The organism is Pseudomonas sp. CCNWLW23, from assembly GCF_037095675.1.
GTDB classification, from domain to species: Bacteria; Pseudomonadota; Gammaproteobacteria; order Pseudomonadales; family Pseudomonadaceae; genus Aquipseudomonas; species Aquipseudomonas atacamensis.
Window position 1 is genome coordinate 23213 of the sequence record NZ_JBAWKM010000007.1, and the last position, 15960, is coordinate 39172.

The following is a 15960-nucleotide window of genomic DNA, read 5'->3' on the forward strand; positions in this document are numbered from 1 at the left end:
GTCGTCGGACGGTGCAGGAACAGTTGCGGTGCCGGTGGTTTCGCCAGCCTTGATGGTGATCACGGCACCGTTCGACAGGGTCACGATCACTGGCGAGCCAGCGGCGTTGGTCAAGGTCGCGGTGTAGGTGATCTGGCCACCTTCAGCCACCGAGTTGCTGGCGCTGAGCGACAGATTGGTGGTGTCGTTGACATCCGTAACAGTGGTCGAAACCGGTGTTTTATCCGCCACCAGATCTTCGAAGTTGCCACCGGTCACGCCAGTGATCGAGTTGGTGATCGGAGCATTACCAGCCAACGCATCGTTCGCAGCAACAGCAGTTGCAGTGCCAGTAGTCTGGCCGACGCCGATGGTGATGGTTTGACCGTTGGCCAGAGTCACGACCACAGGAGAACCGGTAACTGGCGCACCGACGGTTGCGGTGTAAGTCACGGTGCCGCCTTCAGCCACCGAAGTATCGGCGGTCAGTTTGACGGTCGAAGTGTCGATGGTATCGGTGACATTGGTCACCGCTGGAACCGCGCTTGGCACCAGGTTCTCGAAGTTGCCGCCGGTCGCACCCTCGATGGTCACTTCGACTTTGCCGGCATCTTTATAGACGTCATCTTTCGGTGCGTCGACGGTCACGGTGCCGGTGGTTTTGCCTGCGTCGATGGTGATGGTGGCGCCGTTCGACAGGGTCACGGTGACCGGTGTGCCGGCCGGGTTGGTCAGGGTTGCGGTGTAGGTGATCTGGCCGCCTTCGGCGACCGAATCGCTGGCGCTCAGGTTCAGGTTGGTGGTGTCGGTGGTGTCGGAAACCACGGTGTCTGCGGACTTGCCGTCGACCAGCAGTTTTTCGTAATTGCCACCGGTGGCGCCATCAATGGTCACGCTCAACGAGCTGCCGCCCGCCAGCGGGCTGTTCGGCGCGACGTAGTTGACGCTGCCGGTGGTTTCGCCGACCGCGATGGTGATGGTCTGGCCGTTGGACAGGCTGACGGTGACCGGCGAACCGGTCACTGGCGCGCCCACGGTGGCGGTGTAAACCACGGTTTCGCCTTCGGCGACGTTCGCAGTGGCGCTCAGCGACACGGTGGTGGTGTCGATGGTGTCGTTGACTGTGGTCACCGCCGGCGCTGTGCTGGTGACGAGGTTTTCGAAGTTGCCGCCGGTTGCGCTCTGGATGGTCGCTTCAACGCTGCCGGCGTCTTTATAGACGTCGTCTTTCGGTGCATCGACGGTCACGGTGCCGGTGGTTTTGCCGGCCTCGATGAGGATAGTCGCACCGTTCGACAGGGTCACGGTGACCGGTGTGCCAGCGGCGTTGCTCAAAGTCGCGGTGTAGGTGATCTGGCCGCCTTCGTTCACCGCGCCGGTCGCGCTGAGCGACAGGTTGGTGGTGTCGACGGTGTCGGTCACGGTGCTGCTGACCGGGGTCTGGTCGGCAACGAGGTTTTCGAAGTTACCGCCGCTGACGTTGGTGATCGAGTTGGTCAGCGGCGCGTGGCCGGCGAGTACGTCGTTCGGCGCGGTGGTGCTCACGCTGCCGCTGGTCTTGCCGACTTCGATAGTGATGTTCTGACCATTGGCCAAGGTGACGACCACAGGCGAACCGGTGACCGGCGCGCCGACGGTGGCGGTGTAGGTGACGGTGCCACCTTCGGCCGCGGTTTCGGTGGCGGTCAGTTTGACCGTCGAGGTGTCGACGGTGTCGGTGACATCGGTAACCGCTGGCGTGGTGCTTGGCACCAGGTTTTCGAAGTTGCCGCCAGTGGCGTCCTTGATCGTGACTTCAACTTTTCCGGCGTCTTTATAGACGTCGTCGGCAGGTGCCGGAACGGTGACGGTGCCGGTGGATTTGCCAGCCTCGATGGTGATCACCGCGCCGTTGCTCAGATTCACGGTCACCGGGGTACCGGCCGGGTTGCTCAGGGTTGCGGTGTAGACAATCGAACCGCCCTCGGCCACAGAGCCGGTCGCGGACAGCGACAGGTTGGTGGTATCGGCGACGTCAGTCACCGAGGTCACCGCCGGGGTTTGGTCGGCGACGAGATTTTCGTAATTGCCACCACTGGCGCCGTCGATTTTCACGCTCAGGGTGTTGCCGCCGGCCTGTGCATCGTTCGGCGCGGTGAAGTTGACGCTGGCGCTGCTGGCGCCGACCGGAATGGTGATGGTCTGGCCGTTGGACAAAGTCACCAGCACTGGCGAACCAGTGACCGGGGCGGTCACGGACGCGGTGTAGACAACCACGTCGCCTTCTATCGCGCTGGCGCTGGCGGTCAGCGCAACAGTGCTGTTGTCGATGGTGTCGGTGACATCAGTTACCGCAGGAGTCTTGTCGATCACCAGGTTTTCAAAGTTGCCGCCGCTGGTCTTGGTGATGCTCGCATCGACCTTGCCGGCGTCCTTGTACACGTCATCGGCGGGGGCGGCGATGGTTGCGCTGCCGGTGCTCGCGCCCTTGGCAATGTTGATCACCGCGCCGTTGCTCAGGGTCACGCTCATGGCGGTGCCGGCCGGATTGCTCAGGGTCGCGGTGTAGACGATCGAGCCGCCCTCGGCAACGCTGCCAGTGGCGCTCAGGCTGATGTTGGTGGTGTCGACGGCGTCGGTGACTTTAGTCACCACAGCCGAACGATCGGCCTCGACGCGCTCGAAATCGCCGCCGCTGTGGCTGGCGATCGCCGTCCGCACGTTGCTGCCATCGATGTACGGCGTATTGGCGGGCGCCGGGAAATTCACCGAACCGCTGGTAGCACCGGCAGCGATGTTGATCACCGCGCCGTTGGCCAGGGTCACGGTCATTGCAGTACCGGCCGGGTTGCTCAGGGTCGCGGTGTAGGTGATCTGGCCACCTTCGCTGACGGTATCGCTGGCGGTCAGGGTCAGTGCGGTTGTGTCGACGGTGTCGTTGACCGTGGTGCTGACCGGAGTCTTGCTGACGTCGAGTTTCTCGAAGTTGCCGCCGCTGGCGTCGGTCATGGTTACGGTGAGCTTGCTGACGTCCTTGTAGACGTCATCGCTCGGTGCGGCGATCGTCACCGAACCGCTGGTCTTGCCGGCTTCGATGGTGATGGTCTGGCCGTTGCTCAGGTTGACGGTTACCGGCGTTTGCGCGGCGTTGGTCAGCGTTGCGGTGTAAGTGATCGAAGAGCCTTCGAGCACATAGCTTTCTGCGCTGAGGGTCAGGTGCGTAGTGTTGACCGTGTCGGCAACGTTGGTCACCGCAGGCGTAGTGCTCGGCACCAGATTTTCGAAGTTGCCGCCGGTGGCGTCCTTGATGGTGACTTCGACTTTGCCGGCGTCTTTGTAGACGTCATCGGCAGGTGCCGGAACGGTCACGGTGCCGGTGGTCTTGCCGGCTTCAATGGTGATGACCGAGCCGTTGCTCAGGTTGACGGTGACCGGCGTACCGGCCGGGTTGCTCAGCGTCGCGGTGTAGGTGATCTGCCCGCCTTCGTTGACGTTGCCGGTGGCAGTCAGCGCGACGCTGGTGGTGTCGACGGTGTCGGTCACGGTGGTGCTGACCGGGGTCTTGTCGGCGACCAGATTTTCGAAGTTGCCGCCGCTGACGTTGGTGATCGAGTTGGTCAGCGGTGCGTGACCGATCTGCACGTCATTCGATACCGGGGCGGTGACGCTGCCGGTGGTCTGGCCCACGGCGATGGTGATGCTCTGGCCGTTGGCCAGGGTCACGACAACAGGCGTGCCGGTGACGGGCGCGCCGACAGTGGCGGTGTAGGTGACGGTTCCGCCTTCCGCGACCGAGGTGTCGGCGGTCAATTTGACCGTCGAGGTGTCGATGGTGTCGGTGACTTGAGTGACCGCTGGCGTGGTGCTCGAGACGAGATTCTCGAAGTTGCCGCCGGTGGCGCTGGTGATGGTGGCCTGCACGGAGCCTGAGTCTTTGTAGACGTCGTCGGACGGAGCCGGGAAGGTCACATTACCGCTGGTTTCGCCTGCCTGGATGGTGATGACGGCGCCATTCGACAAGGTCACCGTCACTGGCGAGCCAGCAGCATTGGTCAAGGTCGCGGTGTAAGTGATCTGGCCGCCTTCAGCCACGGAAGCGGTCGCGCTCAGCGACAGATTGGTGGTGTCGGCCACGTCGGTGACGGTGGTCGAAACTGGAGTATTGTCCGCCACCAGGTTTTCGTAGTTGCCACCGGTTACGCCAGTGATCGAGTTGGTCAGCGGAGCGTTGCCGGTCAAGGCATCGTTCGGTGCAATGTAGGTGATGGAGCCAGTGGTCTGGCCGACGGCGATGGTGATGTTCTGGCCGTTGGCCAACGTCACGACCACAGGCGAACCGGTGACTGGCGCGCCGACGGTGGCGGTGTAAGTCACGGTGCCGCCTTCGGCAACCGAGGTGTCTGCGCTCAGCTTCACCGTCGAGGTATCGACGGTGTCAGTGATTTCGGTCACTGCTGGCGTAGTGTTCGGCACCAGATTTTCGAAGTTGCCGCCGGTGGCGTCCTTGATGCTGACTTCGACCTGGCCGGCGTCTTTGTAGGCGTCATCGGCCGGCGCTGGAACGGTAACGGTGCCGGTGGTTTTGCCGGCATCAATGGTGATCACCGAACCGTTGCTCAGGGTCACGGTTACCGGGGTGCCGGCCGGATTCGTCAGCGTGGCGGTGTAGGTGATCTGGCCACCCTCGGCCACAGAACCGGTGGCGCTGAGGCTCAGGCCAGTGTCATCGACCGAGTCGGTAATCGTGGTAACGGCTGGCGTGGTGCTTGGCACCAGGTTTTCGAAGTTGCCACCGGTAGCGCCAGTGATGGTGGTGCTGACGGTGCTGCCATTGTTGTAAACGTCATTGGCCGCAGTCGGCACGTTGACGGTGCCGACGGTCTCGCCGGCAGCAATGGTGATGGTCGAACCGTTCGACAGGGTGACGGTAACCGGGGTTTGTGCCGGATTGGTCAGGGTCGCGGTGTAAGTGATCTGACCGCCTTCAACGATGTTATTGGTCGCAGTCAGCGTCAGGCCGGTGTTGTCGACCGAATCGGTAATCGTGGTGACCGCAGGCGTGTTGCTTGGCACCAGGTTTTCGAAATTGCCACCGGTTGCGCCAGTGATCGTGGTGCTGACGGTGCTGCCATTGTTGTACACGTCATTGGCCGCAGTCGGCACGTTGACGGTGCCGACGGTCTCGCCGGCTGCAATGGTGATGGTTGAGCCGTTCGACAGAGTGACGGTAACTGGCGTCTGCGCTGGATTAGTCAGCGTTGCGGTGTAAGTGATCTGACCGCCTTCAACGATGTTGTTGGTCGCGGTCAACGTCAGACCGGTGTTATCAACCGAATCAGTGATCGTGGTAACGGCTGGCGTGGTGTTTGGCACCAGGTTTTCGAAGTTGCCGCCGGTAGCCCCGGTGATCGTCGTGCTGACGGTGCTGCCATTGTTGTAAACGTCATTGGCCGCAGTCGGCACGTTCACGGTGCCGACGGTTTCGCCAGCCGCGATGGTGATGGTCGAGCCGTTCGACAGGGTGACGGTAACCGGCGTCTGCGCTGGATTAGTCAGCGTGGCGGTGTAAGTGATCTGACCGCCTTCAACGATGTTGTTGGTCGCAGTCAGGGTCAGGCCAGTGTCATCGACCGAGTCGGTGATGGTGGTCACCGCTGGCGTGTTGCTTGGCACCAGGTTTTCGAAATTGCCGCCAGTTGCGCCAGTGATCGTGGTGCTGACGGTGCTGCCATTGTTGTACACGTCGTTGACCGCAGTCGGCACGTTGACGGTACCAACGGTTTCGCCAGCCGCAATGGTGATGGTCGAGCCGTTCGACAGAGTGACGGTTACCGGCGTCTGCGCCGGATTGGTCAGGGTCGCGGTATAGGTGATCTGACCGCCTTCAACGATGTTGTTGGTCGCGGTCAGAGTCAAACCGGTGTCATCGACCGAATCGGTGATCGCGGTGACTGCTGGCGTCGGGTTCGGCACCAGATTTTCGAAATTGCCACCGGTGGCGCCAGTGATCGTGGTGCTGACGGTGCTGCCATTGTTGTAGACGTCATTGGCCGCAGTCGGCACGTTGACGGTGCCGACGGTTTCGCCGGCTGCAATGGTGATGGTCGAACCGTTGGACAGAGTGACGGTTACCGGCGTCTGCGCCGGATTGGTCAGGGTCGCGGTATAGGTGATCTGGCCGCCTTCAACGATGTTGTTGGTCGCAGTCAGGGTCAGGCCAGTGTCATCGACCGAGTCGGTGATGGTGGTCACCGCTGGCGTGTTGCTTGGCACCAGATTTTCGAAGTTGCCGCCGGTAGCGCCGGTGATAGTGGTGCTGACGGTGCTGCCATTGTTGTACACGTCGTTGGCCGCCGTCGGCACGTTGACGGTGCCGACGGTTTCGCCGGCTGAAATGGCGATGGTCGAGCCGTTCGACAGGGTGACGGTAACCGGGGTTTGTGCCGGATTGGTCAGTGTCGCGGTGTAAGTGATCTGACCGCCTTCAACAATATTGTTGGTCGCGGTCAGGGTCAGGCCAGTGTTATCGACCGAGTCGGTGATCGTAGTTACTGCTGGCGTCGGATTCGGCACCAGGTTTTCAAAGTTGCCGCCGGTAGCCCCGGTGATCGTCGTCGTAACAGTGCTGCCGTTGTTGTAAACGTCATTGGTCGGGGTCGGCACGTTAACAGTGCCGGTAGTCTGGCCAGCGCCAATGGTAATGGTCGAGCCATTCGACAGCGTGACGGTGACCGGAGTTTGCGCCGGGTTAGTCAGCGTCGCGGTGTAGGTAATCTGGCCGCCTTCGGTCACGCTCGAACCAGCCGTCAGCGTGACGGTAGTGGTATCGACGGTGTCGGTGACCTGCGTGGTCGCCGGGATAGTCGGCGGGGTCACGGTGATGCCGTTGCCGCCGCTGGTGCCGGTGACGGTCACGTCGATCTGGGTCGGGTCGTTGTAGACCGTGTCGTTCGGTGCCAGCGGCACGTTGACGGTGCCGGTGGTGGCGCCGGCCGGGATGACGATCACTGCGCCATTGGACAGGGTGATGGTCAGGTCGGTCAGCGGCGCCTGAGTCAGGGTCGCGGTATACACCAGCACGCCGCCGGCTTCGGTGATGGTCGGCGTGGCGCTGAGGCTCAGGGTCGAGTCACGCAGCGCGTTGGTGGTGGTGTCGGTGGTCAGGCCACCGGTGGTGTCCTGCGCGATTTGCCCGGCAGAATTGATGCCCGCCGTGGGGAAGCCGATGGTCGGATCGACGCGGCCAGCGGTGGCGTCGAGCATGACGAAGCTGTGACCGCCACCGGCAGCACCACCGGTACCTGCGGCGGTCGGGCCGGCCGCGGTGGATTCGAGTGCGGTGGTCGGGTCGACACCGGCGGCGATGGCTTGCTGCAGTTCTTCTACAGAAGGCGCAGCCTGCGCGGTGGCTTCGGCCAGGTCAGTGCTGGAGTCAGGCGAGCTGGCGCTCCACTGGGTGTCACGGCCCAGATCGAGCATGCGGCCATCGGCCAGTTCCAGCGACACCGCGCCGGACAGGCCGGTATCGATCTGGTCGCCGACATACAGGCGATCGCCTTCAACGAGTACGCGACGCACGCCCTCTGGGGACACCACGAAAACCTGACCGACAATGCTTTTGACGACGGCAACAACACTGCTCATTGAAGACTCTCCGGGGTGTCACATTCAGTTGACTTCCATGGACCTGACGGGCGTCGGCGCCACTTCAGTCTGGACGTACTTTCTATAAATGGATAACTTATTGACGCTGTATTTCCGTCAATAATCTGGCTATAAATTATCGCGATTAACTTTATGCCAAACTATTGACCTTCTGGGAGCCATCCTAAACAATCGCCCCACTAATGTCACATTGATATTTCCGCGGCGACCTGTCCTCCAGCCTGTCATCCAGTTCCTGTTTTGAACTTTCCGACATACGGTCTTTCGGGTTGCCATCATCCGACGCAGCGCCACGTTTCTGCTGTGATTCAAGACAAGAAGTTCCGGGAAAATTCCAACCATGCGTTCGCTTTTGCTCCTTGCCGCTCCCTTCGCTCTCGCCGCCTCATTCGTACAAGCACAATCCTTACCAGAAGCCATGCAACAGGCGCTGGATGTCCATCCGGAGATTCAGGCGGGGGTCAACAGTCGATTGGCGGCGGATTATCAGTTAAAGGCTGCGAAAGGGGGATACCTGCCCAAGGTCGATCTGCTGGGCGGTTATGGCCGTGAAGGCACTGACAGTGTGACCACTCGAGCGAACGGTGGAAGCAATCACTGGGAGACGTTGAACCGCAGCGAGTCAAGTTTACGTCTCTCGCAAATGGTTTTTGACGGTTTCGCGACGTCCAACGAAGTTGCGCGTCAACAAGCCAACGTCAGCTCCCGTGCTTACTCGTTGCTGGGCACTTCCGAACGCACTGCGCTGACCGTCGCCCAGGTTTATCTGGACGTGCTGACCCGTCGCGAATTCGTCCGTCTGGCCGAGGAAAACCTCAAGAGCCACCAGCGCATCTACGATCAGATCCAGCTGCGCACCCAGCGCGGCGTCGGCAGCGGTGCCGACCTTGATCAGGCCGAGGCCCGTATGGCCCAGGCCCGCAACAATCTGATCACCGAACAGACCAACCTCGCCGACGCGGAAACCAACTTCCTCAGCGCCGTCGGCCAGATGCCCGACCAGCTCGAGCGCCCGGCACCGTTCATGGCGATGATGCCGGCCAACCTCAATGAAGCCCGCGCGCAGATGCTGGAAAACAGCCCGATTTTGCGTTCCGCCGAGTCGGATATTGCCGCTGCCGAGAAGCAGTTCGCCACCGCCAAATCGACCTTTTACCCGCGCTTCGACGCCGAACTGGGCCGTACCGCCGATAACGATATCGACGGCCAGAACGGCCACAACAATGAATGGCAGGCGATGCTGCGCATGCGCTTCAACCTGTATTCCGGTGGCAGCAACAAGGCCGATCTGGAATCCAAGTCGTACCTGGCCAACCAGGCGCTGGACATCCGCAACAACGCCCTGCGTCAGTTGAACGAAGAGCTCGGCCTGGCCTGGAACGCCCTGAACAACGCCAACGCTCAGGTGCCGATCGCTCAGCAATACGTCGATCGCAGCACTTCGGTGCGTACTGCCTACCAGCGTCAATTCAGCCTCGGCGAACGCACCCTGCTGGACTTGCTCGACAGCGAAAACGAGCTGTTCACCGCCTCGCGGCGTCTGGCGGAAATCAAGAACATTCAGTTATTTACTCAGTATCGAATCAAGGCGACCATGGGCCAATTGCTCAAAAGCCAGGGAGTGGTCGCGCCGTTGGCATCCGTTGTGCAGAACGACGTGAAGCCCAAGGTCCAGCTGCCTGGGATGAACTGAGTTATCCCTTTCAACTGTTAAAGAGTGTCGAGCGTGGAATCAGAAGTCAGTCGAGTTCAACTCAGCCATGATCCACGCGCGTTGCATGACGATCCGTTGCTGGATGGTCTGCTCGCCCTGTGCATGCTGCACCAGAAGCCTGCCAGCGCGGCGATGCTGACCACCGGCCTGCCGCTGCCCAAACAACGTTTGAGTGTCGAGTTGCTGCCGCGCGCAGCGGCTCGCGCCGGGCTGCAGGGGCGGGTGTTGCAGCGCAAGCTCGAAGAAATTCCGGCGATCGCCATGCCCGCGTTGTTGCTGCTCAAGGATGGCCGCAGTGCCGTCCTGCTCGGCTGGCAGGGCAACAACGAAGCACGAGTGCTGCTCAGCGAAAGCGACGGCGGCGAATCGGTGGTCAGCCGCGAACTGCTGAGCGACGATTACACCGGCAAAGTGTTCTTCGCCCAGCCGCAGCACAAATTCGACGTCAACCACGGCACGCTGATCCCGCGTGCACGCTCGTGGTTTCGCGACACCCTCAAGCGTTCGCGCTGGCTGTACGCCGATGCGATCGCCGCCAGTTTCCTGATCAACATCATCGCCATGGCCGCGCCGCTGTTCGTGATGAACGTCTACGACCGCGTGGTGCCAAACCAGGCCGAAGCAACCCTTTGGGTGCTGGCGCTGGGCATCACCGGCGCTTACATCTTCGACTTGATCCTCAAGAGCCTGCGCAGCCTGTGCCTGGATCTGGCCGGGAAGAAAACCGACCTGATCATCTCCGCCACGCTGTTCGAGCGCATTGTCGGCATGGCGATGAAATACCGTCCGGCGCGGGTCGGCAGCTTTGCCCAGAACATCCATGAGTTTCAGAGCCTGCGCGACTTTCTCGCCTCGCTGACCCTGACCAGCCTGATCGACCTGCCGTTCACCATCCTGATTTTCATCGTCATCGCCATTCTCGGCGGGCATCTGGTGTGGATTCCGGTGCTGGCGTTCCCGATTGCCCTGCTCATCGGCTATGCCTTGCAGAAGCCCTTGATCGCGACCATGGAGCGCACCATGGCGCTGGGCGCCGAGCGCCAGTCGAGCCTGATCGAAACCCTCGCCGGCCTGGATGCGGTCAAGGTCAACAACGCTGAAAGCGAGCGCCAGTATCAGTGGGAGCAGACCATCGGCACCCTCAGTCGCCTCGAGCTGCGAGTGAAAATGCTCTCCGGTCTGGCAATGAACATCACCTTGCTGATCCAGCAACTGGCCGGGGTGATCATGATCGTCTTCGGCGTGTACCAGATCATCGCCGGCAACCTGAGCATGGGCGGGCTGATTGCCTGCTACATGCTCAGTGGTCGTGCCCTCAGCCCGCTGGCGTCGCTGTCCGGCCTGCTCACGCGCTATCAACAGGCGCGGGTGACCATGACCTCGGTCGACCAGATGATGGAGCTGCCGCAGGAGCGCAATTTCGAAGAGCGTCCGCTAAGCCGCAAGGTTTTGCAGGGTGCGATCGAATGCCGTCAGCTCAGCTTCACCTACCCGGACCAGCAGAACCCGGCGCTGAAGAACATCAACCTGGTGATCCGTCCCGGCGAGAAGATCGGCATCATCGGCCGCAGCGGTTCGGGCAAGAGTTCGCTGGCGAAACTGCTGGTGGGCCTGTACCAACCGGACGACGGTGCCTTGCTGGTCGACGGCGTGGACATCCGCCAGATCGACGTCAGCGAACTGCGCTACAACATCGGTTACGTGCCGCAGGACATTCAGCTGCTGTCCGGCACCCTGCGTGACAACCTGGTGTCCGGCGCGCGTTACGTCGAAGACGAGCTGGTGCTGCAAGCCGCCGAACTGGCCGGCGTGCACGAATTCGCCCGTCTGCACCCGCAAGGCTACGAGCTGCAAGTCGGCGAGCGCGGGCAGAACCTCTCCGGCGGCCAGCGGCAGAACGTCGCCCTGGCCCGGGCGCTGTTGCTCAATCCACCGATTCTGCTGATGGATGAGCCAACCAGTGCGATGGACAACACCGGCGAAGAACGCCTCAAGCAACGCCTCGCAGCAGTGATTGAAAACAAGACCGTGGTGCTGGTCACGCACCGGGCATCGCTGTTGTCGCTGGTCGATCGCCTGCTGGTGATCGATCGCGGGCAGATTCTCGCCGACGGCCCGAAAGCCGCCGTGATGGAAGCGTTGAAGAAGGGGCAGATCAGTGTTGCTTAAGTCCGGTGTCAAGGAGTCGATCCGTCGCTACTTCAAGGGCTCTGCCTCGCTGCAGGGCCAGCCGCTGCCAGAGGTCAACAAGGCGCTGATAGAAGACGCCCCGCGCGTCGTGCGCCTGACCATCTGGGCGATCATCGGCTTCTTCGTGTTCCTCATGCTCTGGGCCAACTTCGCCGTGATCGACGAAGTAACCAAGGGCGACGGCAAGGCGATTCCGTCTTCCAAGATCCAGAAAATCCAGAACCTGGAGGGCGGTATCGTCTCCGAGCTGTTCGTCAAGGAAGGCCAGATCGTCGAGGCCGGCGCGCCGCTGATTCGTCTCGATGACACGCGTTTTGCCTCCAACGTCGGCGAAACCGAGGCTGATCGCCTCTCGATGCTGCTGCGGGTCGAGCGCCTGAGCGCGGAAGTCGATGATCGTCCGCTGAATTTCCCCGAGGACGTGCTCAAAGCCGTGCCGGGCCAGGCAAAAAGCGAAGAGTCGCTGTACATCAGCCGCCGTCAGCAGTTGCACGATGAAATCGGCGGCTTGCAGGAGCAGTTGATCCAGCGTCAGCAAGAGCTGCGTGAGTTCAGCTCCAAGCAGGCGCAGTACCGTCAGCAACTCGGCTTGCAGCGTCAGGAAATCAACATGTCCGAGCCGCTGGTGGCGCAGGGCGCGGTCTCGCCGGTGGAAGTGTTGCGCCTCAAGCGTGCCGAAGTGGAAACCCGTGGCCAGCTCGATGCGACCACGCTGGCCATTCCGCGCGCGGAATCGGCGATCAAGGAAGTGCAGCGCAAGATCGACGAAACCCGCGGAAAATTCCGCAGCGAAGCGCTGACCCAGCTCAACGAAGCGCGCACCGATCTGAACAAGGCCCAGGCCACCGGCAAGGCGCTGGAAGACCGCGTCAGCCGTACGCTGGTTACCTCACCCGTGCGGGGCATCGTCAACAAATTGCTGGTCAACACCATCGGCGGCGTGATCCAGCCGGGCAGCGACATGGTCGAAATCGTGCCGCTGGACGACACCCTACTGGTCGAAGCCAAGATCCGCCCGCAGGACATCGCGTTCCTGCATCCGGGTCAGGAAGCGATCGTCAAATTCACCGCCTATGACTACACCATTTACGGCGGACTGAAGGCACAGCTGGAGCAGATCGGTGCGGATACCATCACCGACGAAGACAAGAAAACCACCTACTACGTGATCAAAGTGCGCACTGAGCGCAGTCATTTGGGCACGGATGAAAAGCCACTGCTGATCATTCCGGGGATGGTCGCTTCGGTGGATATCATCACTGGCAAGAAGTCGGTGTTGAGCTATTTGCTCAAGCCGATCATCCGCGCGCGGGCTGAGGCGTTGCACGAGCGCTAGATTTTCGGCGCTGGTGACGACCTATTCGCGAGCAGGCTCGCTCCCACAGGAGATTGCATTCCAACTGTGGGAGCGAGCCTGCTCGCGAAGGCGTCCTCCGAAGCGCTACATATTCGTCGGTAAGTGACGCAAATGGTCACCCACCCCCTCACCATTCGCCATATCGTTATTCATTAACGGTATTTAGTTTCCAATTCTTATAGCTATAAAGTCATCTCCCTGCGTACCTGCCGACCAATCGGCGCGCCGCACGACCTGAACCGACACGCAATCCAGCGTGAGTGTCTGATCGACGAGCGCGTCCATGAACGCGCCGTGCGTGGGAGATGATTGATGTCCGCCGCTACTGCCACCGAAAGCGCCGCAACTGCCGCGCCACAAGTTTTTGAAATTCGCCCCTTCAGCGGTGCCGTCGGCGCCGAGATCGTTGGCCTCGACCTGCGCCGGCCGGTCAATGATCAGGACTTCGCGCGCATTCATCGCGCGCACTTGGATTACCACGTCTTGGTCTTTCGCGATCAGCAGATCACCCCGCAACAGCAAATCGATTTCAGCCGCCGCTTCGGCGTGTTGCAGATCCACGTGCTCAAGCAATTCCTCTTGGCCAATCACCCGGAAATCCTCATCGTTTCCAACATCATCGAGAACGGCCAGAACATCGGTCTCGGAGACGCCGGCAAGTTCTGGCATTCCGATCTCTCCTATAAAGAGCTGCCGAGTCTCGGCTCGATGCTGCACGCCCAAGAGCTGCCCGCCGAGGGCGGCGACACGCTGTTCGCCGACATGCACAAAGCCTGGGACGACTTGCCCGCTGCGTTGCGCACTGCGGTCGAAGGACGTTGCGCTGCGCATTCCTATACCGCGCGCTACAGCGAAACCAAGTTCGAGGGTAACTGGCGCCCGACCCTGACCCCTGAACAGTTGGCTCAGGTCGCCGAAGTGGTGCATCCGGTGGTGCGCACCCATCCGGAAAACGGCCGCAAAGCCTTGTTCGTCAGCGAAGGCTTCACCACGCGCATCGTCGGTCTGCCGGAAGACGAAAGTCGTCAGTTGCTCGGCGAACTCTTCGCCCACAGCGTGCTGCCGCAAAACATCTACCGCCATCAGTGGGAACCGCATGACCTGGTGTTCTGGGACAACCGCTCGCTGATCCACCTTGCCGCCGGCTGCCCTGCGCATCTGCGCCGCAAGCTGTATCGCACGACCATTCAGGGCGACGCGCCTTTCTGATTTGCCGGAGATAGATCATGAACGCCCCTTTGCCAGGCCACGCGGCCAGCAACCCGATCGCCCGCAGCGAAGCGTTGCTGGCCGTCGATCACGTCAGCCTCGAATACCGCACGCCGCAACGGGTGGTGCGCGCTACCCATCAAGTCAGTTTCGCCGTCGACCCGGCTGATCGTTTCGTCCTGCTCGGCCCGTCCGGTTGCGGGAAATCGACCCTGCTCAAGGCGGTCGCCGGGTTCATCCAGCCTTGCGAAGGCGAGATCCGCTTGCAAGGCCAGCGCGTCGATGCGCCGGGGCCGGACCGCATTGTCGTGTTTCAGGAATTCGACCAGTTGCCGCCGTGGAAAACCGTTAAGCAAAACGTGATGTTCCCGCTGCTGGCCTCGCGCACCTTGAGCAAGAAAGACGCCGAAGAGCGTGCGCTGCACTACCTGGAAAAGGTCGGTCTGGCAGCGTTTGCCGACGCCTATCCACACACCTTGTCCGGCGGCATGAAGGCGCGGGTGGCGATCGCCCGGGCGTTGGCCATGCAACCAAAAATTCTTTTGATGGACGAACCCTTCGCTGCACTCGATGCGTTGACCCGCCGCAAGATGCAGGAGGAGTTGCTGCTGCTCTGGGAAGAGGTGCGCTTCACCCTGCTGTTCGTCACCCATTCGATCGAAGAAGCCTTGGTGGTCGGCAATCGCATCCTCTTGCTGTCGCCGCATCCGGGGCGGGTGCGCGCCGAAGTGCACAGCCATCAATACGACCTGCACAGCCTCGGCGGCGTGGCGTTTCAGGAGTCGGCGCGGCGCATTCATCGTCTGCTGTTCGATGAGGGCCAAGCGCCGGAGACCGAACGTGATCACGACTTCAACGATATTCGCATCGCTTATTGAGCGGTCAGGAGGACTACCCGATGAGCCATTCATCATCCGTGCGTGAAGAATTCGAAACCGTGCTCGAGCCGCTGACCGCAGTGCCGGTCGAGCGCGAATTGCCGCTTGGCACGCGCCTGTGGCAACAGGGCTGGTTGCGCAAAAGCCTGATCCTGATCGTGCTGGCGATCATCTGGGAAGTGGTCGCGCGGATTCAGAACAACGACCTGATGCTGCCGAGTTTTTTGCAAACCGCGCAGGCCCTGTTCGACGGTCTGCTCAGTGGCGAGTTGCTGGCCAAGGTGTGGATATCCCTGGTGGTGCTGATCAAGGGTTACCTGATCGGCATTGTCCTCGCGTTCGCTCTGACGACATTGGCGGTTTCGACCCAGTTGGGACGTGATCTGCTCAGTACGATGACTTCGATGTTCAACCCGTTGCCGGCGATCGCCCTGTTGCCGCTGGCGCTGCTCTGGTTCGGATTGGGGCAGAACAGTCTGATTTTCGTGCTGGTGCATTCGGTGCTGTGGGCGCTGGCGCTGAACACCTATGCCGGATTTCTCGGCGTCTCCGAAACGCTGCGTATGGCCGGGCGCAATTATGGTCTCAAGGGGTTGCGCCTTGTGTTGTTCATACTGATCCCGGCGGCACTGCCGTCGATTCTCGCCGGTTTGAAGATTGGCTGGGCGTTTGCCTGGCGCACCTTGATCGCAGCCGAATTGGTGTTTGGCGCAACCAGTGGCAAGGGCGGGCTGGGCTGGTACATCTTCCAGAATCGCAATGAGCTGTACACCGACAAGGTGTTTGCCGGGTTGGCGGTGGTGATCCTGATTGGTCTGCTGGTGGAGAATCTGGTGTTTGCCACCCTTGAGCGGGTGACGGTGAAGCGCTGGGGTATGCAGCGCTGACCTGAAAAGATCGCAGCCTTCGGCAGCTCCTACATGGGAAAACCATCCTCTGTAGGAGCTGCCGCAGGCTGCGATCTTTTGATCTGCTAGCATTGCGCCCGG

Annotated in this window: 7 protein-coding genes; 6 read left to right on the top strand and 1 reads right to left on the bottom strand. The window is 61.3% G+C overall.

The genetic code is table 11. From position 1 onward, the window contains the following. On the bottom strand, positions 1-7602 hold a 7602-nt coding region (locus tag V8J63_RS11215; RefSeq protein WP_336464051.1), incomplete at its 3' end, for a retention module-containing protein. A gap of 361 nt (positions 7603-7963) precedes the next feature. On the opposite strand from V8J63_RS11215, the gene V8J63_RS11220 reads away from it, so the two are divergent. The 6 genes from V8J63_RS11220 to V8J63_RS11245 all read left to right on the top strand — a co-directional run bounded on the left by V8J63_RS11220 (position 7964) and on the right by V8J63_RS11245 (position 15858). Continuing rightward, the gene (locus V8J63_RS11220; protein WP_016772278.1) at positions 7964-9316 is read left to right on the top strand and encodes a TolC family outer membrane protein; all 1353 of its coding nucleotides are present in this window, start codon (positions 7964-7966) and stop codon (positions 9314-9316) included. A gap of 33 nt (positions 9317-9349) precedes the next feature. Beyond that, positions 9350-11506: a type I secretion system permease/ATPase gene (locus V8J63_RS11225; RefSeq protein WP_125925871.1), complete on the top strand. Its 2157-nt coding sequence runs from the start codon at positions 9350-9352 to the stop codon at positions 11504-11506. Beyond that, the gene (locus V8J63_RS11230) at positions 11496-12863 is read left to right on the top strand and encodes an HlyD family type I secretion periplasmic adaptor subunit (RefSeq protein WP_024011116.1); all 1368 of its coding nucleotides are present in this window, start codon (positions 11496-11498) and stop codon (positions 12861-12863) included. The genes V8J63_RS11225 and V8J63_RS11230 overlap by 11 nt, the downstream gene beginning before the upstream one ends. Before the next feature lie 333 nt (positions 12864-13196). Next, positions 13197-14093 carry a TauD/TfdA dioxygenase family protein gene (locus V8J63_RS11235; protein WP_130902982.1) on the top strand — a complete coding sequence of 299 codons (897 nt, stop codon included), beginning with the start codon at positions 13197-13199 and terminating at the stop codon, positions 14091-14093. Positions 14094-14110: 17 nt separating this feature from the next. Further along, positions 14111-14971 (top strand): ABC transporter ATP-binding protein, encoded by an 861-nt coding sequence (locus tag V8J63_RS11240; RefSeq protein WP_125925869.1) that lies wholly within the window; start codon positions 14111-14113, stop codon positions 14969-14971. A 20-nt stretch (positions 14972-14991) separates the two neighbouring features. Next, positions 14992-15858: an ABC transporter permease gene (locus tag V8J63_RS11245; RefSeq protein WP_041477414.1), complete on the top strand. Its 867-nt coding sequence runs from the start codon at positions 14992-14994 to the stop codon at positions 15856-15858. Positions 15859-15960 lie beyond the last annotated feature (102 nt).